The organism is Tahibacter amnicola (assembly GCF_025398735.1).
In the GTDB taxonomy this organism is placed as follows: domain Bacteria; phylum Pseudomonadota; class Gammaproteobacteria; order Xanthomonadales; family Rhodanobacteraceae; genus Tahibacter; species Tahibacter amnicola.
The window spans coordinates 6,416,622-6,434,273 of record NZ_CP104694.1; the positions used below are offsets into that span (position 1 = coordinate 6,416,622).

Genomic DNA, 17,652 nt, shown 5'->3' on the forward strand with positions numbered 1-17,652 from the left:
CCCCTGGCTACGATAGTGAAGCGTCCGACGTCGACACGACGCCAAAAGCGACAGGCCGCAGGGCGCGCGACCAGATGGCGAAACACAGCCCGCCGACCGCGCCGCCGGCGACGAGGCCCGTGTAACCCAGGCCCGTGCGGGTGGCTGCGACGACGCCGGGAACGGGCGCCAGGGTGTCGAGCGCGAACAGCGCGCCTGCCACCGCGGCGGCACCGGCCAGCGCATGCAGCGGTGTGCGCAGGGCGGTGTGGTGGTGCGACAGCCATGCCGCCACCCCCATTGCCGGCAACCAGCCCACCAGGACGATACCGGCGTAGAACGGCGCGAATCCGGCCAGGTCGCGCACGACGCTTTCCAGGTTCACGTCCCAGGGAATGCGCATGCCCAGGCGCCGCAGCGCCAGCAGGCTGACCTGCGTCTGCACCACCGAACCCCAGTTCGCAGCAACGCCCAGCGCCGCAATGAATGCCCCGACAACACGCACGCGCCGACCTGACGTCATATGGAATGGAATCCCTACCGCTCAGGCATGCAGATATAGGGGCAATCGTCCACTTTTGGTAGTGTCGCCGGGTAACCTGCAGTGCCCTTCACCCGCCGCGCGGCCGGCGCAACCCCGAGGACTGACCATGAAGCGCTACGCCCTGCTGTGCGGACTCCTCCTGGCAGCAACGACAGCCGGTGCGCAGGGTCCGATCTACGTGGTCGACACCCTGGCGGAGGGGCTGGACCATCCCTGGTCCCTGGAATTCCTTCCGGATGGCCGCCAGCTGGTCACCGAACGCGCCGGCCGGCTTCGCATGATCGAGAACGGAACGCTGGTCAAGGAACCGGTGGACGGCGTTCCACCCGTGATGGCTACAGGCCAGGGCGGCCTGTTCGAAGTACTGGCCGATCCCCGCTTTGGCGACAACCAGACACTGTACCTGTCGTTCGCCGACGGCACGCCCGACGCCAACCGCACCCGCGTGATCAGTGCCCGGCTGGAAGGGCGCCGTCTGCGCGACGTCCGCACGATCTTCGCCGCCGAACCGACCAAGCGCGGCGGCGCCCATTTTGGCGGCCGCATGACCTTCCTGGCCGACGGCACGCTGGTGATCGGCCTGGGCGACGGCTTCAACTACCGCGACGAAGCGCAGAATCTACAAAATCATTTCGGGAAGATCGTACGCATCAACCGCGACGGCTCGGTGCCGGCAGACAACCCGTTTCTCAACCGCAAGGATGCGCGCCCGGAAATCTATTCCCTGGGCCACCGCAACGTGCAGGGAATCGCGTTCGACCGCGCCGGCGGACGACTGTACGCCCATGAGCACGGGCCCAAGGGCGGTGACGAGGTCAACCGTATCGAACCGGGCAAGAACTACGGCTGGCCCCTGATCACCTACGGCGTGGATTACTCCGGCGCGCAGATCTCACCCTACACCGAACGGCCGGGTCTGGAACAACCCCTGCTCCACTGGACGCCGTCGATCGCGCCGGCGGGCATGGCGCTGTACCGCGGCGACGAATTCCCCGCCTGGCGCGGCAGCCTGATCGTCACCGCCCTGGCCGCGCAGAAGGCCCAGCGCGTGCCGATCGACGGTGACCGCATCGGCACGCAGGAAACCCTCTTCGCCGAGCTCAAGCAGCGCCTGCGCCAGGTGCGCGTGGACGCGGACGGCGTGGTGTACCTGTTGACGGACGACAGCCAGGGCAAAGTGCTCCGGGTCCGGGCAGCCTCGCGCAAACCGTGACTTTCGATGGATCGAAACTCCGACTTGCGCCCGATACCGTAGCGTGGCAACTCCGGTCTGAGTGACGACGCCGATCGTGGCCGACCACCCTCCCCCTTCTGCACAAACGGATCGATCCACATGACAATCCGGCACGGTTTATTCGCGCTGCTCGCGGCTCTTGCCGCCGGCAGCGCACAAGCAATCAGCGTGGACGAGCTGGTGGCCAAGAACATCGAGGCCCGCGGCGGCCTGGCAAAGATCCAGGCCATCCAGTCGCTGCGGCTGACGGGCCGCACGCAGTTCTCCGGCGGCGGCTTCTCGGTCGAGCTGGGCTTTCTGCAATTGCAGAAACGCGGCGACAAGTTCCGCGCCGAGAACTCGCTGCAGGGGCTGACGGCGGTCAGTGCCTACGACGGCAAGGACGCCTGGCAGATCCAGCCATTCCAGGGCCGCAAGGACCCGGAAAAACTATCCGCCGACCAGGCCAAGAGTTTCGCCCAGCAGGCCGACATCGATGGCCCCCTCGTCGACTGGCGCGGCAAAGGCCACAAAGTGGAATACCTGGGCCTTGAGGACGTCGACGGCACGCCGGCGCACAAGCTCAAGGTGGCGCGCGCCGACGGCGATACGCAGTTCATCTACCTGGATCCGGACTATTTCCTGGAGATCCGCGTCAGCACGATCAGTGTCGTCCGCGGCGTGGAAAACGAACAGGAGAACGACCTGGGCAACTACGAGGCGGTCAACGGCGTGTTTGTCCCGTTTTCGATCGAATCGGGGCCGAAAGGCCAACCCAAGGGACAGAAGCTCACCATCGAGAAAGCCGAAGCCAACGTCGAGATCGACGATGCGGTGTTTTCCCTGCCGGCAGCCAAGTAAGCGGAGCACATCCTCATGATTCTACATATCCTGGCGGGCGGCCTCATCGCTACGACTACGGTAGCAACCGGCGCGGAATCCGCCACACCGGCGCGATTCGACTCGGGCACCGTTTCGGGCCTGGGCGCACGCAACATCGGTTCGGCGGCGATGAGCGGACGCATCTCCGCGATGGCCGCGCACAACACCGCAGACGGCAAGGTCACACTGTACGTGGGCGCCGCCAGCGGCGGCGTCTGGAAGTCCATTGACGGCGGCACGACATTCAAGCCGGTGTTCGACAAGCAGCCGGTCCAGTCCATCGGCGCGATCGCGCTGGATCCGTCGAACGAGAAGACGGTCTGGGTCGGCACCGGCGAGACCTGGACGCGCAATTCCGTGTCCGTCGGCAACGGCATCTACAAATCCACTGACGGCGGCGATTCGTGGACGGCCATGGGCCTGCCCGAGTCGGAGCGCATCAACGACATCCTGGTGCACCCCAAGGACGGCAACACCGTCTATGCCTGCGTGCCGGGCAAGCTGTGGAGCGACTCGGCCGAGCGCGGTCTGTACAAGACTACCGATGGCGGCAAGACCTGGCAGCAGATCCTCAAGGGCAGCAACCTGTCCACGGGCTGCTCGGGCATCACGATGGATCCGAAAAACCCGGATCTGCTCTATGCCGGCCTGTGGGACTTCCGCCGCAAAGGCTGGACCTTCCGCTCCGGCGGCGATGGTCCCGCGGCGCGCAGCGGCAGCGGCCTGTTCCGCACCGCCGACGGCGGCAAGACCTGGACGGAAATCTCCGCCGACAACGCCAAGGGCCTGCCGGCCAAGCCCTGGGGACGCGTGGAGACCGAAATTGCGCCGAGCAATCCGGACCGCGTGTATACCTTTATTGAAGGTGTCGACTCGGGCTTGTATGTCTCCGATGACGGCGGCAAGACCTTCCAGGCCCGCGACAAGAGCCAGATGATGGTCTGGCGTCCGTTCTACTTCGCCAAGCTCATTGTCGATCCGACCAACGCCGACCGCGTCTTCAAGACCAACCTGTTCATGATCGTCTCCGACGATGCCGGCCGCAGCTTTACCTCGGCCGCGGGCGCAACGCACGGCGATTCGCACGCACTGTGGATCAACCCCAGGAACGCCAAGCACCTGATCCTGGGCGACGACGGCGGACTGTGGATCTCGCAGGACGGCGGCAACCGCTGGTGGAAGGGCGACAACCTGCCGATTTCCCAGTTCTACCACGTCAGCACGGACGACAAGGACCCTTACCAGGTCTACGGCGGTCTGCAGGACAACAGTTCCTGGGTGGGCGATTCGCAGTTCCCCGGCGGCATCACCAATGATCGCTGGGAGAATCTCTACGGCGGCGACGGATTCTGGGTGTTTGCCGATCCATCCGACCCGGATTACGTCTATGCCGAGTACCAGGGCGGCAATATCTCCCGCATCAACCGCAAGACACGCGCGGCGCGCGACATCCAGCCCAAGGCACGCTACGGCGAGAAGCTGCGCTTCAACTGGAACACGCCCATCCATGTGAGCCCGAACGACAAGAAGACCCTGTATATCGGTTCACAATTTCTTTTTCGTACCCGCGACCACGGACAGAACTGGGAGCGCATCTCTCCGGACCTGACGACCAACAACCCGCAGAAGCAGAAGCAGGAACTCTCCGGCGGCATCACCGTGGACAACAGTTCGGCGGAGATGCACACCACGATCTACTCCATCAGCGAATCGCCGCGGAATGCGCAGGTGATCTGGGTCGGCACCGACGATGGCAACCTGCAGCTCACCCGCGACGGCGGCGCCACGTGGACGGAAATGGCAAAGAACATCAAGGGCCTGCCGGCGGCGTCGTGGGTGTCCTGGGTGGAAGCCAGCCGGCACGACGAGGCCACCGCCTACGCCACGTTTGATCGCCACAGCGTCGGTGACATGACGCCGTATGTTTACAAGACCACGGATTTCGGCCGTACCTGGACGCCGATCGCCGGCACCGCGCAGGGCCTGCGCGGCTACGCGCATGTGGTCAAGGAAGACAGCGTCGATCCGGACCTGCTTTTCGTCGGCACCGAGTTCGGACTGTGGATCAGCATCGACCGCGGTCTGCGCTGGGCCGAGTTCAAGGGCGGCGACTTCCCGAGCGTGGCAGTGCGCGACATCGTGGTGCAGGCCCGCGACAACGATCTGGTGCTGGCCACGCATGGGCGCGGCATCTGGATCATCGACGACATCTCGCCGCTGCGGCAGCTCAATGACGACCTGCTGGCCCGCGAAGCCGGCTTCCTCGAGGCGCAGCCGGTACAGCAGCGATTCGGCGGAATCGGCGGGTGGTCCGAAGGCGATGCGAAATTCGCCGGGCAGAATCCCGCTGGTGGCGCGGTGATTTCCTACTACCAGAAGTCGCGCCACCTGTTCGGGCCGATCAAGCTGGAAATCCTCGATGCCGCCGGCAACGTGATCGACACCATCCCCGCCGCCAAGCGCCGCGGCATCAACCGGGTCAGCTGGTCGATGCGCGTCGCACCGCCTCGCACGCCGAAGGCGGCGCAGGTCGCGTTCAACTCTGTGCAGGGTCCGCGCGTGGTGCCGGGCAAGTACACCGTGCGGCTGACCAAGGGCAAGGAAACCTACACCACTACGCTGGACATCGCCCTGGACCGCCGCGCCGATTTTTCCGTCGCCGACCGGCAGGCGCAGTATGCGCTGTCGATGAAGGTGCATGCCCTGTTCGGCGCAATGACCGATCTCAACGAACGCCTGCTCGCGGCCCGCGGCGCCGCCGCCGACACGGCCGCGAAGCTGCCGGACAGCGACCGTCTGCGCAAGGATCTGGACAGCTACGCGGCAAGCCTGGACGAGGTTCGCAAGAAGATCGTGGCAACCAAGGAAGGCGGTGCCATCACCGGCGAGGAACGCATCCGCGAGCATGCCGACCAGCTCTACGGCGCACTCATGTCCTATGAGGGTAAACCGGCTACCTATCTGGTAGAGCGCTACGAGGCACTCCAGCGCGAACTGGACGATGTCTCCCGCGAGTTCGACACCTTGCGCAAGGCGCGCACCGGCAAACTCAACAGCGCCCTCAAGGCCAAGTCGCTGCCGGAACTCACCGACCCGGTTGCTCCGCCGCCACAGGCGCAGTTGTCCAGCGGTGACGTGCAACAGGCGTTTGCCCGGGCCCTGGGCCAGCGGGCCGGTATCGCCACACCGGTGCAGATGCCCGCCGAGCGCGACTGACAGCGCCGCGTGCCGGCGCAGACCACTGCGCCGGCACGCCGATCCGCCAAATGCGCCGGCGCCGCGATCGATCATGACCGCTGCTTACTTGTCTGGGGCGCCGGCTTCTGCAAGCCTTGCCGGCTCTCCCGCACGAAGGAACGCCCGCATGATCCAGCGCCACGATGTCGGCCCGCGTATGTCCGAAGCCACCGTCCACAACGGAACGATCTACCTCGCCGGCCAGGTTGCCGATGACCCGACCCAGGATATCCAGGGCCAGACACGCCAGGTGCTCGGCGCCATCGACGAACTGCTCGAGCGCTGCGGCAGCGACAAGTCGAAAATCCTGCGCGCCGAGATCTTCATCACTGACCTTTCCGAATTCGCCGCGATGAACGCCGTGTGGGACGCCTGGGTGGTACCGGGCCACACGCCGGCGCGCGCGACGGTGCAGGCCGCGCTGGCCAAGCCGGAATGGAAGATCGAGATCGTCGTCACTGCGGCGGTCTGATTCACCCTCGTGCGGCCGGCACAGCAGCCGGCCGCACGCTTTACGCCTCTTCGCGCAACCGGAAACGTGACACACCACCCCGCAGCGTGATTGCCACCTGGTTGAGGCCGTCAATGGCTTCGTTGGACTGGCGCAGTGCCTGCACCGTCTGCTGCGCCGATTCCGTCAGTTGCTGCAGCGCCTGGGTGATCTGGTCGGCGCCGTCCGCCTGCGCCTGCATGCCTTCGTTGACCGAGTCGAACCGCGGCGCGAGTGCCTGCACCTGGTTGATGATCTCGTGCAGCTGCTGGGTGACCGCGTTGACTTCCTGCATGCCGCGGCGGACTTCCTCGGAGAATTTGTCCATTCCCATGACGCTGCTGGCCACGGCGGACTGGATCTCCTTGACGATCTGCTCGATGTCGAACGTCGCCACGGCGGTCTGGTCGGCGAGCCGGCGGATCTCGCTGGACACCACGGCAAATCCGCGTCCGAATTCGCCGGCTTTCTCTGCTTCGATCGCGGCGTTGAGTGACAGCAGGTTGGTCTGGTCAGCCACCTTGCTGATGGTGGTGACGACCTGGTTGATGTTGCTGGCCTTCTCGTTGAGTACCGTCAACTTGGCCGTGATCGCGCCGGTCGCCTCGATGACATTGCGCATGGTTTCGCCCATCTGGGTCAGCGCGGACTGGCTTTCGCTCGCCTGGACGGCCGATTGGTCCGCACTCTCGGCCACTTCCTTCATCGTCTTGACCAGGTGACGGGACGTCGCGGTGATCTCCCGCGATGTGGAACCGATCTCCGCCGTGGTACTGGCGATTTCCGTCGCGGTGGCCTGTTGCTCACGCGCGCTGGCCGCCACCTGCGTCACCGAGGTGGTCACCTGGAGACTGGTCGCCTTGACCTGCCCGATCAGGGCGGCGAGCTCGTCGATCATCCGGTCGAAGCCGTCCGATACCACACCCAGCTCATCACGCCGCTGCATGGCGATGCGGCGGGTGAAGTCACCCTGCCGCGTGACTTCCGTGGCATCGATCAGACGCTTGAGCGGCAGCGTGATGGACCGGAACAGAAGCACGCCTGAGAGCAGGCACAGCAAGGTCAATATCGCGAATGCCGCGATGAGCACCTCGCGGGTGCGAGCCAGCGCCTCGTCCACCTGCGCCATGATTTCGCGATTGTGGGCAATGTTGCGCTCGGTCAGCCCCTTCAGTGCCTTGTCCACTTGCTCAAAGCTGGCGTCCACGGTCTTGAGCGCAGCCGCTGTCGCCGCCGGGCCCACCGGCTGTCCCTCCGTCCCCAGCACCGCATCCACGGCCATGCGGAAGGGTTCCAGCGACGTCTTGAGTGACTCAAAGCGCGATCGCTCAGCTGGCTCGGCAATGAGTTTCTCGTAGGTACCCATCAGCTCGTCCCGGCGAGTGCGCAGGTCAAGGATCCGTTCCCGGTTGGCCTGTATCTCGTGCGCCTCGGTCAACGTGGCGTGTCGGGCAACGCGAAGGAACCCCTCCTCCACCGTCACGCGCAGTTCGGCGCCCACAAGCAGGCCCGGCACCGAATCGGTTTCAAGAGTCGTCATGTTCCTGCGGACCAGGTGCAGGTCGTAGAAGATGAGCCATCCGGCAATGGCGGTGAGGCCGAGGATGATCCCGAAACTGCCGAGAATGCGCTGACGGATCGACACGTCTTTCATGCACGGACCTCGGTCACGATCAATGACCGGACGGCTGGCCGTCGAATCGGCAACCGCCCCCGATTCAGCACTGCACGCGGCGCAACCGGCCCTCTAGCGTCGTTGCCGCCCGCGTATTGGGAACAATACCCTTTTGCGTCTTGCAGATCACGCGCCCACCGACGGCGACGGCCCGCAACGTCTCAGATCTGGTTCACCACGGCAATGGCCACGGCTTCGACCGCCAGGCAGGAGGCGAGCAGGCCCCATGCGCCGGGCCGTTCAATGATCTCCAGCCAGTGCATGCGGCCGATCGAACGGTGCCGCAGCCGCGTCCGCTCGCCGTCGATACCGATCTCGACCGGCAGGGATCGCAGCTGGGACGCGGAATCAATGGCCAGCAGGCGTGGCAGCGCGGCCAGGGTCTTGGGATCGAAATGGGCCGGCTCCACCATGAGCAGCGGCACGCCGGGTTCACTGCTGCGGATCTCCAGCGCGCCGGAAGCGGATAATCGCACCGAGTCGACTGGCACATCCGGCCCGAGCGGAATGCTAGCGTTTGCGAAGCACCCTCGGACATGCCAACGCTTCTGGCCCGACGCGCGCCGCGCCGTCACGGCGGGCGGCAGCAGGCAGCCGCGCAGCAGAGCGGCCGCGGCGACCACCGCGATCACCAGGCCCGCCCCCAGTTCCGTGTCGTCCAACGCCCGTGCCACGCAGGCGGCAAACACCACCATGGCCGATATCAGGCCGAAGGTCAGGTACAAACGCAGCGGATTTTCCGGCCGTCCGCGCACCATCATGATCATGCCAGGTGTATTCACTCAGCGTCCTTTTCACCTATTCCTTGGCACCGACCGATCCGCAGTGAACCGTCCGCCGGACACTTCCCGGCGTCGACAACGAGCACGTCGCCCACATCGTCAGTGCAACAAACTTGCGCGTATTACTCGGATTCCGGCCCTCTTTGTGATCAACGTGTAGCAATTATTTAAACAACAAGCAAAAAAGGCAGCTTCCGGCAACGCCCCGCGAGCACCGGTGTCGAATTGGCCATATAGACTTCCGGACACGGCTGGATAGTCCGCTCCGCGACGCGGTGGCACATCGGAGCACCGGCTGCGGCGCGACAAAGCAAAAAAAAGGCCGCATCGCTGCGGCCTTTTCGATAGCAGTATGGACGTCCGTAATCAGGCGGGCTGCGCTTCCGGCTCGCCGCGCTTGCGCAGGCGGTACACCAGAATGCCCACGCCGACCAGGAAGGCCACGGCGCCAGCACCGTACATGAAACCCGAGTTGTCCTTGTGATCGGCCATGATCACGGTGTGCGGGTCTTCCGGCAGGTACTTCACCTGCACGGTGGCGTTATCGCCGCCATCGCGCAGCTGTTTGCCCAGCTCCGTGGAGACGGACAGGTTGTTCTTGGTGATACGCTGCTTGTCTTCGGTCTCAAACTGCACGTTGACGGTGAAGGACCGGTCACTGCCGCGCTTGCGCTTCCATTCGACCGATTCGACAACCGCTTCGGCGGTCTTGCCGTGGTCGTCCATCGCCTTCATTTTCTTGGATTCGTTGAATCCGGCGACGATAAACAGCGGGCCGCCAATGATCAGCGCCGCAATGATCAGGAACATCTTCAGTTTGCCCAGCATGACACTACCCCCATGGTGTTGCCGCACAGGCACCAGCGCCCGGGCGGTCGGTAAAAGCGAAACGAGCGCGGTCGTCCCCGGCCAGGGGCCGGGAAGTCCGTTGAAGCCAAAAAAATCGAAATCCTGGCGAGAAAGGCGCCGCGGACGATCCCACGTCCGCGGCGCGCCGGACTCAGTCGTCGCTGCTGGCCAGCGAGATGAAGATGCGCAGCACGTACCACAGCATCAGCGCGATCGACGCGAACAGATGCAGGGCGGCGCCGGCGGGACGGTCCGTCGGATAGTGATGGATGATCTGCGAGGTGTCGTACAGCACGCAGCCACCCGCAAAGAGCACCATCAGGGCGGAGAAGCCCAGGCCCAGCGAGAAGCCGAAGATCGCACCGACGATGATGGCGCCCAGCGCCACCATGCCCGCGACGCGCAGGAAGCCGCCGAGGAAGGTGAAGTCGGTCTTCATGGTGAAGGCCGTCCAGGTCAGGCCGCCGACCAGGAGCGCCGTCACGAACACGGCGTAGCCGATGGCGTCCGGCGCGACCATGCCGGCCAGCGCGAACAGTGGCGAGAAGATGAGCGCCTCGGCGACGACATAGATGCCAAGACCCAGCGTCTGCTTCTGGTTGCTGTCGCTGTTGTCTGCCATGTTCGTGGCGAGCCAGCCCACCAGCATGAAGGCGCCGAGGAAGCCCAGCCACACGAACTTGCTGGCACTCATGAACGCCAACATCATGCGACCGACGCCGGTGGCGTAGAAGATCGCCGACAGCACCGTGAACGCCGCGATCGCGCCGCCCAGGTAGGTATAGGCCGCCTTGATGAATTGGGCCCGGGTGGCCGTCTCGACCTGGTTAAAGCTGGGTGCGGATTGATGCATGGTGTCCCCTTGTCATAACGACGGTTGTTGCGAACTCATGGCCTGTTGAACGGCACAGAGCCTGTTTCTGGCTCAAGCCGCGCCGGGCGGCATTGTGCCAGCCCCGGCCCGCCAAGGCAGGAGCCGGGTGGGTTCAGCGGCAAATTTTACGTTCCCGGCGGCAGCGGTACCTTGCTGTTTTGTCCACCTTCACTTGGCACTGTGTCAGGTTCCGTTTGCCGGTTCCATCACAGTTTGCGCCCGGCCCGGCCAGCCAGCTCAGCCAATCATGGCCCGGAGCAGGCCGAACACGCCCGTCCCCAGCACCACGGCCAGGGCCACCATGCTGACCAGAAAGGCCGGGCCGCGCTTGGCCGCATCCTGGGCGTAGGTGACGGCATACCAGACGCGCGCCAGTACCCAGACCAGGCCCGCGATGCCTGCAATCGCGTGGCTGCCGTAGGTCGTGGCAAGCCAGAGCGAGGGGAGAAAGGCCACCGCATTCTCCAGGGTGTTCATCTGCACCCGGAAGACCCGATCGAAGTCCGGATGCCCGGAGGTCGCCGGCGCCTTGATGCCGTGGCGGACACGGGCGCGGCCGACCATGAAGACCGTGCCGAAAAGCAGGAAGACAGTCAGGGCGACCACCAGGGAGGGCAAGTGCGCGAGCATCGGGATTCCTCAAACAGAATGGGGAGAAGATCAGGAACGCCAGGAAGGGATCATTACTGCGCCGCGCGCATCGCCCAGGCCACCAGGCGGACCAGGCCGAACCAGCCAATTCCAACCAGGAAGGTAGCGGCGAAGAGCAGCAATCGCTGGAAATTCAGCGGTGCCATCAGGCGTTCGCCCAGGGCACCCGACAATTCCTCCTTGACGCGGCCGGCGACCTTGCCGATCTCGACCCCGCCGCCGCCCGTTGCCGACACCTCGGCCCGGTAGGCGGACAGCAGGCCGGTATCGATCATGCTGACGACGCGTCGTTCGACCCGTCGCCACACCCAGGCGGAAAGCCCCCGGGCGGATGCATCAGTGGCAAGGTACTGGCGCGAGACATCTTTCAGGTTCGACTCCCAGCGCGCCAGGGGCAGGTCCGTCAGGCGCCCACCGATGCGGCTTTCCAACAGGCCGGCAATGGCGTCGACGACGCGGTTCACCACGCCGACCCGCTGTTCGAGATCCAGCGCCGCCCGGGCCAGGCCGCGGGCAAAACCATGGACGGCAAAGGCCACCCCGGCGACCGCCATCAGGACAAACGGAACCAGCAGCCAGCCGCCGGACAGTAGAGGCCGGACGCCCGACTCCAGGACCAGCGCACCGATCAGCAGCGATACGAGCCACGCCAGCAGCGCCGTGCCCGCCCCGACCAGGCCCCAGAACACGCAGCGTACGACGACGTGACGCACCACGGAAAACAGGGCACCGCCGGCGTGGCTGAGCATCGTCGGAATCGCCGCAATGACTGGCCGAACGTCCGCCATGAATGCAATACCTCCCCGGTGAACTGACTGGACAGCTTTTGCGGCCTGCCGGGCCCGGCGTCAAGAGGCATGGCCCGCTGCCGGTTGGCAGGATCGCTACCAAATACGTCCACATCGCCAATATCTCGCGACGATGCCGGCGACGACACTTCTCCGCGCGGTTTCCCGCATCGCCCCAACCGGAGACAAGTCATGATTCAACTCGCACTATTCGCCCGCCTCGAAGCCAAGCCCGGCAAGGAAGCCGAGGTCGAACAATTCCTCAACACCGGCCTGGAACTGGCCCGGCAGGAGAACAGCACGCCGATCTGGTTCGCCCTGCGCCTTTCGCCCACGACGTTTGGTGTCTTCGACGCCTTCTATGACGAGAAGGGTCGCCAGGCCCACCTCAATGGCCCGATCGCGCAGGCGCTCATGGCCAAGGCGCCGGACCTGTTCGCGGTGCCGCCGAGCATCGAGCCGATCACGGTGCTGGGTCTGAAGAACGCCGCCTGATACGCGACACAGCGGGCCTGGCCGCCGCCGCGGCCAGGCCTCTATGCTCACGACCGACGTACCGGAGACGGCAATGGCCATCCGAATTGTCCAGCTGGGAAGCCCCCGCGCACCCGGCGAAAACCTGCGCCTGGGCACCGTTCGGCGCCCGCCCCGCGGCGTGCCGCGCAGCGAGTTCGCACGGCGCGACTTCTATGACGTGTGGCTGCCAGCGCTGTCACCTTCGCCCGCGCTGGTGAGCGAAGGGCGGGCAGCCACCGATGCGGCAGGCTGGAACCGGTTTGCACGCCAGTTCCGCCGCGAAATGAAGCAGCCCGAGGCGCAGCAGTGGCTGTCGGTACTCGCCGCATTTTCCCATACAACCCATTTTTCCATCGGCTGCTATTGCGAAGAGGAGTCGCACTGCCATCGCAGCCTGCTGCGGGAACTGCTCGCGCAACACGGCGCCACGATCGTACCGCTGGAAGCGTGATCATCCCGGCTACTTGGGACGCCGCGCTTCTGCCGGTGCATCCGTCTCGCGCGCCACCACGGCGCGTCGCACTTCGACCGTCTGGTCGCCGATATGCGTGAGCACGATGCGCGAGGTAGTACCTCGCAGCAGCGTGTCGACCGGATCCATTCCCGCATCCGCACTGCCGACGGCGCGATCGCGCCCGCGCCCCTTGGCCATGTACAGGTGCGTGTCGGCGCGCCGCAAGGCCACATCCAGCTCCGAAGCCTTCGACCCCATCCGATCCCAGCCGATCGAACAGGTCACCAGCAACCCGCGACCATCCCCCAGCAACACCGGATCACCCGCCACGCGACAGAGCACGTCACCGATCAGCTGGGCACAGGCCCGCGCATCCGGATCCGCCTGTGCGAGCAGGAGAAATTCCTCGCCGCCCCAGCGAAACAGCGCACAGGGCTGCGCCACCGATTCACGCAGGCGGCTGGCCACGGCACACAGGACCTGGTCGCCGGCCGCATGGCCGAACCCGTCGTTGATCCGCTTGAAATGATCGATATCCACCAGGGCGACGATGAGTCCGTGCGAGGCGCGCGGCAGGAGCAGTGCCAGCGCGGTATCCACATAGCGACGATTGCGTAATCCGGTCAGCTGGTCGGTGACGCTCGCCTCCTCCAGCGCCACGGTGCGTTCGCGCACCATGCGTTCGAGATAGCGCGCACGGCGCCGCATGCCACGCACGCGAAGTCGCACGACCACCATGAACATACCGACCAGGCCGGCCGCATAGCCCGCCCAGGCCCACCAGCGCAGGTACCAGGGCGACTGGACGGCAATGCCGACATTCTTCGCCGAAACGGTACGGCCAAAGATGTCCTGCACCTCCACATCCAGCACGTAGTTTCCACCGGGCAGGTGCGACCACGTCTGGCGCGGCGAGTCCGACCAGGCGCTCCATCGCGATTCCAGTGGCGCCAGCCGTGTGCGGAACCGCAATTGTTCAACACCACTGAAGAACGCTTCCTCCAGGCGCAGCGACAGGCTGCGCGGCGCGGTTCCCAGCTCGCGCGTGTCGCCCGGCGCGAGCATGGCGACGGCGCCGGCGTCCTCGATCAGGATCCGCGGCGGCGGCAGCTCCGGCAGGCTGCTCTGCACAGCCGGCCGGTGGCGAAACAACGCCTCGTTGGTCGCGACCCAGACCACGCCGTCGGGGTCCACGCGAATGTCCCTCAGCGGCATCCCGCGCGGAATGCGCGCCAGCGGCGTCATGCGCTCGGCCCATCGTCCGTTCGGCTGCAGTTCGAGCAGACGGATCTGGTCGTGCTGGGCGACCAGGATCTGGTTGTAGCCGGTAGAGGCGACCAGGCGGACTTCACCCGCCGACACCGGCAGCACATCGCGCAGGGCGCCGTCGATGTCGAAGCGGCCGCGCGCGGCGTCGAAGCGATACACCCCGCGGCTCGTACCGAATGCGATTGCATCGGGAAATACCAGGGGCAACCCGCGCCCCTCGGGCAGGCCGGCGCTGTCGTCGTAGCGCGTCAGGACCGTTCCCGCCAGCGTCTGGGCGGTCAGGCGCTGGCCAGCCGGTGGCCGCAGCCGGTACAGGCCCGGGTAGTGCCCGCCGATCCAGACCGTGCCGTCTTCGTCCTCGACCACGCGGCGCACTTCGCCGCGCACGCCGGGGAGGTCTTTCACGGACCACCCACCGGCGGTGCTCTCGATCAGCCAGGCGCCGTCCACCCCACCGGCAATGGCGCGCGCCGGCTCGCCGGCCAGCGGCACGGCGGCATAGGCCAGGCGCTTGTCCACTTTTTCCGCACCGGCAACGGATACCAGGTAGGTTCCGTCACGCGTGGCGGCCAGCAGCCGGTCGCCCAGACGCGACAGATCGAACAAGGTCGAGCGGTTGAGCTGGAATAGTGAAAAGGTGGCAAACGCGTCCTTGTCACCTTTCCGGTCGAGCCGGAAGATTCCCGCACTGGTTGCCGCAAACAGGACATCGCCCAGCCGCACACTGTCGAGCACCGCCGGCGGCAACCCGAGGCTGCGGTCGAAACGCGACACCTGACCCGGCCATTCCATCAGCGAGATGCCGTAGTCGAAACCCACCCACAGGCCGTCCTTTCCACGTGGCAGCAGGCTGAATATCCGCGTATCGCGCCACTCGCTCTCGCCGGTGCGACCGCGCGCGGTGCCGTCCCGATCGAACAGCACCAGGCCGCGCCGGCGCGTACCGACGATCAGTCCCTTCTCGCCGAAATTGGCCATCGCCGATACACCGCCCTCACGCAGGACGGCGGCGGCGTCGGCACTGATCGGCAACGGGTGCAGCGTGCCCGCGTCGTCCCAGCGCAGCAGCTCGCCGTTGTCGCAGGCGACGATCACCCCGTCGACCTGGGCGACGACCGCGCAGGTCAACGCACCCATCAGGCGCTCGCTTCCGGCCAGGCGATAAGCCCCTTCCGCGGAAACAGCGATCAATCCGGCGCCCGGGTCGAGCACCACGGCACCATTGCGGTACGCGGCGCCGCGCAGGATCTCCTGCCCGCCGCCATATACCAGGCTCAGCGTATCGTCGTGCCAACGGTATACGCGCTGCAGATCGGCGAAGTAGATGCCATCGCCGGCTTCCACGGCGACCCATACGTCGCCCAGCGTCTGGCCCAGGCGCGCCACGTGCGGGCGTAGCGACACCAGCGGTCCGCCGAAATGATCGAAATAGCCCATGTCGCCGATGCCACCCACGTAGGCGCGGCCATCGCGCGCCACCGTCAGCGCCAGCACGGCGCCGTCGAGCGGATTCCAGGTGCGCCAGCTGACGCCGTCCAGGCGCAGCAGGCCGTTGTTGTTCGCCACGGCAATGGCACCGTCACGCAGCGGCTGGATGGCAAACGCCTGCGGCCCGACGGGGGTTGTCGGCGAATTGAACGCCGAGGGCAGGTGCGTGCGGATCAGTGGCCGGCCCTGCTCCGGATCGTCCCGCCAGTCTTCCGGTGTGGGCGCTGCCAGCGCCAGGCCGCACACAAGCCCGAGGAGGACCCTCGCTGCAAACCGGATCATGGGCCTGCATAGTGCCTGCACGTGCGCACCTTCCCCTGGGCGACGCACGGTGGCGCCGCCGCCTGCTGGCGGCTAGTCTGAGCCTTTCGACAGGGCGGCGGAAGGCGCCGCAGCGGGATTGGCCACGCCCGCGACGCAATCAATCGTGAACAGTGCGGCCGACGGATGCCGTCGGCGTCGTGGCCGATTTGGCCGAAGCCGCCGCCGCTGCGCCCGGACGCGACATCGAGAAACCGACCAGATCCAGGTACGCTGCGACCGATCCGTATCGCCCTTACCTGCCTGGCCGGGAATCCACGCATGTCCGCCACCACCACCGCGTCCACGCGTCGCGTCCTGTTCGCCAGCCTCATCGGTACCACGATCGAATTCTTCGATTTTTATATCTATGCAACCGCCGCGGTGCTGGTCTTTCCCACGCTGTTCTTTCCCAGCGGCAATGACGCAGCCGCGACCCTCCAGTCACTCGCGACGTTCGCGCTGGCCTTCTTCGCACGCCCGGTCGGATCGGCCGTATTCGGCCATTTCGGCGACCGGATCGGCCGCAAGGCCACCCTGGTGGCGGCGCTCCTGACCATGGGACTGTCGACCGTCGCGATCGGGCTGCTGCCCACCTACGCCAGCATCGGCATCGCAGCGCCGCTGCTGCTGGCAGTCTGCCGGCTCGGCCAGGGCCTGGGGTTGGGTGGCGAATGGGGCGGCGCGGTCCTGCTGGCAACCGAGAACGCGCCGCCGGGCAAGCGCAGCTGGTACGGCATGTTTCCCCAATTGGGCGCGCCGATCGGGTTCATCGCATCGACCGGCATTTTTCTGATACTGGCCGCGGCGCTGGATGACCAGGCGTTCTTCGCCTGGGGCTGGCGCGTGCCATTCCTGCTGAGCGCATTGCTGGTCTGGGTGGGCCTGTACGTGCGTCTGCGCCTGACCGAAACACCGGCGTTCGCCCGTGCCGTCGCCAACAATGAACGCGTGCGGCTGCCGGTGGCCACGGTCCTGCGCCACCACACGCGCCGGCTGATCCTGGGCACGTTCGCGGCGATGGCCACGTTCGTCCTTTTCTACCTGATGACCGTATTCGCGCTCAGCTGGGCGACGTCGGCGCTGGCCTATCCGCGCTCGCAGTTCCTGCTGATGCAGATGGGGGGCGTGCTGTTCTTCGGCCTGGGCATTCCGCTTTCGGCGCGGCTGGCGGATCGCCACGGTCCGCGCCAGGTCATCATCGGCGCGTCGGTGGCCATACTCCTGTTCGGTCTCACCTTCGCACCGCTGCTCGGCGGCGGCCCGGTCGGCGCCCAGGTCATGCTATGCCTCGGCTTTTTCGCGATGGGTCTGACCTATGGCCCGATCGGCACCGCCCTGGCCGACCTCTTCCCCACTGCCGTCCGCTATACCGGTGCTTCGCTCGCCTTCAATCTCGCCGGGATCCTCGGTGCGTCGCTGGCGCCCTACATTGCGACGTGGCTGGCCCAGCACCATGGTCTGGCCTGGGTCGGCTACTATCTGGCGGGTGCGGCGACGATCACCCTGCTCGCACTGCTGGGACTGGAGCGGCGCCCCGAGGAGCTGGCTGCCGCCACGGCACCCTGACTCGGTACGTCGCTCATCCATACGGTGGAGCATTCCAAGCCGGACCAGCTCCATCACGCTGCTACGCAAGACCGAGCATCCAAACGCTTGCG

The 17,652-nt window shown here is 66.0% G+C and carries 15 protein-coding genes; 7 read left to right on the forward strand and 8 right to left on the reverse strand.

All coding sequences use genetic code 11. The features are described from left to right. Positions 1 to 7: 7 nt before the first annotated feature. Positions 8 to 502, reverse strand: coding sequence for a hypothetical protein (locus N4264_RS25480; RefSeq protein WP_261695008.1), 495 nt, complete (start codon positions 500 to 502; stop codon positions 8 to 10). A 127-nt stretch (positions 503 to 629) separates the two neighbouring features. Here N4264_RS25480 and N4264_RS25485 point away from each other — a divergent pair, with 127 nt between their 5' ends. From N4264_RS25485 to N4264_RS25500, 4 genes are all read left to right on the forward strand, one after another. Then, positions 630 to 1,736: a PQQ-dependent sugar dehydrogenase gene (locus N4264_RS25485; protein ID WP_261695009.1), complete on the forward strand. Its 1,107-nt coding sequence runs from the start codon at positions 630 to 632 to the stop codon at positions 1,734 to 1,736. A 120-nt stretch (positions 1,737 to 1,856) separates the two neighbouring features. Further along, a complete protein-coding gene (locus N4264_RS25490) occupies positions 1,857 to 2,597 on the forward strand; it encodes a hypothetical protein (RefSeq protein ID WP_261695010.1) in 741 nt (246 codons plus the stop codon). Between the two features lie 15 nt (positions 2,598 to 2,612). Continuing rightward, positions 2,613 to 5,834, forward strand: coding sequence for a WD40/YVTN/BNR-like repeat-containing protein (locus tag N4264_RS25495; protein WP_261695011.1), 3,222 nt, complete (start codon positions 2,613 to 2,615; stop codon positions 5,832 to 5,834). Positions 5,835 to 5,982: 148 nt separating this feature from the next. After that, positions 5,983 to 6,327, forward strand: a complete 345-nt coding sequence (locus N4264_RS25500) for a RidA family protein (RefSeq protein WP_261695012.1) — start codon at positions 5,983 to 5,985, stop codon at positions 6,325 to 6,327. A 40-nt stretch (positions 6,328 to 6,367) separates the two neighbouring features. On the opposite strand, the gene N4264_RS25505 is transcribed toward N4264_RS25500, so the two are convergent. From N4264_RS25505 to N4264_RS25530, 6 genes are all read right to left on the reverse strand, one after another. Next, positions 6,368 to 7,999 carry a methyl-accepting chemotaxis protein gene (locus N4264_RS25505; RefSeq protein WP_261695013.1) on the reverse strand — a complete coding sequence of 544 codons (1,632 nt, stop codon included), beginning with the start codon at positions 7,997 to 7,999 and terminating at the stop codon, positions 6,368 to 6,370. A 182-nt stretch (positions 8,000 to 8,181) separates the two neighbouring features. Further along, on the reverse strand, positions 8,182 to 8,715 hold the full coding sequence (locus N4264_RS25510) for a hypothetical protein (RefSeq protein ID WP_261695014.1): 534 nt from the start codon (positions 8,713 to 8,715) through the stop codon (positions 8,182 to 8,184). Between the two features lie 453 nt (positions 8,716 to 9,168). Beyond that, complete coding sequence (locus N4264_RS25515; protein ID WP_261695015.1) at positions 9,169 to 9,630, reverse strand: DUF3592 domain-containing protein; 462 nt, start codon at positions 9,628 to 9,630, stop codon at positions 9,169 to 9,171. Positions 9,631 to 9,802: 172 nt separating this feature from the next. Next, positions 9,803 to 10,504 (reverse strand): Bax inhibitor-1/YccA family protein, encoded by a 702-nt coding sequence (locus tag N4264_RS25520; RefSeq protein ID WP_261695016.1) that lies wholly within the window; start codon positions 10,502 to 10,504, stop codon positions 9,803 to 9,805. A 258-nt stretch (positions 10,505 to 10,762) separates the two neighbouring features. Further along, positions 10,763 to 11,155, reverse strand: a complete 393-nt coding sequence (locus N4264_RS25525; RefSeq protein WP_261695017.1) for an MAPEG family protein — start codon at positions 11,153 to 11,155, stop codon at positions 10,763 to 10,765. A gap of 53 nt (positions 11,156 to 11,208) precedes the next feature. Then, the gene (locus N4264_RS25530) at positions 11,209 to 11,964 is read right to left on the reverse strand and encodes a hypothetical protein (protein WP_261695018.1); all 756 of its coding nucleotides are present in this window, start codon (positions 11,962 to 11,964) and stop codon (positions 11,209 to 11,211) included. A gap of 192 nt (positions 11,965 to 12,156) precedes the next feature. On the opposite strand from N4264_RS25530, the gene N4264_RS25535 reads away from it, so the two are divergent. Both N4264_RS25535 and N4264_RS25540 read left to right on the forward strand, forming a co-directional pair. Next, complete coding sequence (locus N4264_RS25535) at positions 12,157 to 12,459, forward strand: putative quinol monooxygenase (protein WP_261695019.1); 303 nt, start codon at positions 12,157 to 12,159, stop codon at positions 12,457 to 12,459. A 73-nt stretch (positions 12,460 to 12,532) separates the two neighbouring features. After that, positions 12,533 to 12,931, forward strand: a complete 399-nt coding sequence (locus N4264_RS25540) for a DUF488 domain-containing protein (RefSeq protein ID WP_261695020.1) — start codon at positions 12,533 to 12,535, stop codon at positions 12,929 to 12,931. A 9-nt stretch (positions 12,932 to 12,940) separates the two neighbouring features. On the opposite strand, the gene N4264_RS25545 is transcribed toward N4264_RS25540, so the two are convergent. Further along, the gene (locus tag N4264_RS25545; protein WP_261695021.1) at positions 12,941 to 15,973 is read right to left on the reverse strand and encodes a GGDEF domain-containing protein; all 3,033 of its coding nucleotides are present in this window, start codon (positions 15,971 to 15,973) and stop codon (positions 12,941 to 12,943) included. 300 nt (positions 15,974 to 16,273) lie between these two features. Between N4264_RS25545 and N4264_RS25550 the strand changes: the two genes are divergently transcribed. Next, positions 16,274 to 17,560 carry an MFS transporter gene (locus tag N4264_RS25550; RefSeq protein ID WP_261695022.1) on the forward strand — a complete coding sequence of 429 codons (1,287 nt, stop codon included), beginning with the start codon at positions 16,274 to 16,276 and terminating at the stop codon, positions 17,558 to 17,560. The last annotated feature ends 92 nt before the right edge of the window (positions 17,561 to 17,652 follow it).

What these genes read in the sequence shown, in the direction of transcription:
- N4264_RS25500 (WP_261695012.1), top strand. Translation starts at nt 5,983, where the DNA reads ATGATCCAGCGCCACGATGTCGGCCCGCGTATGTCCGAAGCCACCGTC.
- N4264_RS25530 (WP_261695018.1), bottom strand. Translation starts at nt 11,964, where the DNA reads ATGGCGGACGTTCGGCCAGTCATTGCGGCGATTCCGACGATGCTCAGC.
- N4264_RS25520 (WP_261695016.1), bottom strand. Translation starts at nt 10,504, where the DNA reads ATGCATCAATCCGCACCCAGCTTTAACCAGGTCGAGACGGCCACCCGG.
- N4264_RS25550 (WP_261695022.1), top strand. Translation starts at nt 16,274, where the DNA reads ATGTCCGCCACCACCACCGCGTCCACGCGTCGCGTCCTGTTCGCCAGC.
- N4264_RS25525 (WP_261695017.1), bottom strand. Translation starts at nt 11,155, where the DNA reads ATGCTCGCGCACTTGCCCTCCCTGGTGGTCGCCCTGACTGTCTTCCTG.
- N4264_RS25505 (WP_261695013.1), bottom strand. Translation starts at nt 7,999, where the DNA reads ATGAAAGACGTGTCGATCCGTCAGCGCATTCTCGGCAGTTTCGGGATC.
- N4264_RS25495 (WP_261695011.1), top strand. Translation starts at nt 2,613, where the DNA reads ATGATTCTACATATCCTGGCGGGCGGCCTCATCGCTACGACTACGGTA.
- N4264_RS25515 (WP_261695015.1), bottom strand. Translation starts at nt 9,630, where the DNA reads ATGCTGGGCAAACTGAAGATGTTCCTGATCATTGCGGCGCTGATCATT.
- N4264_RS25480 (WP_261695008.1), bottom strand. Translation starts at nt 502, where the DNA reads ATGACGTCAGGTCGGCGCGTGCGTGTTGTCGGGGCATTCATTGCGGCG.
- N4264_RS25510 (WP_261695014.1), bottom strand. Translation starts at nt 8,715, where the DNA reads ATGGTGGTGTTTGCCGCCTGCGTGGCACGGGCGTTGGACGACACGGAA.
- N4264_RS25485 (WP_261695009.1), top strand. Translation starts at nt 630, where the DNA reads ATGAAGCGCTACGCCCTGCTGTGCGGACTCCTCCTGGCAGCAACGACA.
- N4264_RS25540 (WP_261695020.1), top strand. Translation starts at nt 12,533, where the DNA reads ATGGCCATCCGAATTGTCCAGCTGGGAAGCCCCCGCGCACCCGGCGAA.
- N4264_RS25545 (WP_261695021.1), bottom strand. Translation starts at nt 15,973, where the DNA reads ATGATCCGGTTTGCAGCGAGGGTCCTCCTCGGGCTTGTGTGCGGCCTG.
- N4264_RS25535 (WP_261695019.1), top strand. Translation starts at nt 12,157, where the DNA reads ATGATTCAACTCGCACTATTCGCCCGCCTCGAAGCCAAGCCCGGCAAG.
- N4264_RS25490 (WP_261695010.1), top strand. Translation starts at nt 1,857, where the DNA reads ATGACAATCCGGCACGGTTTATTCGCGCTGCTCGCGGCTCTTGCCGCC.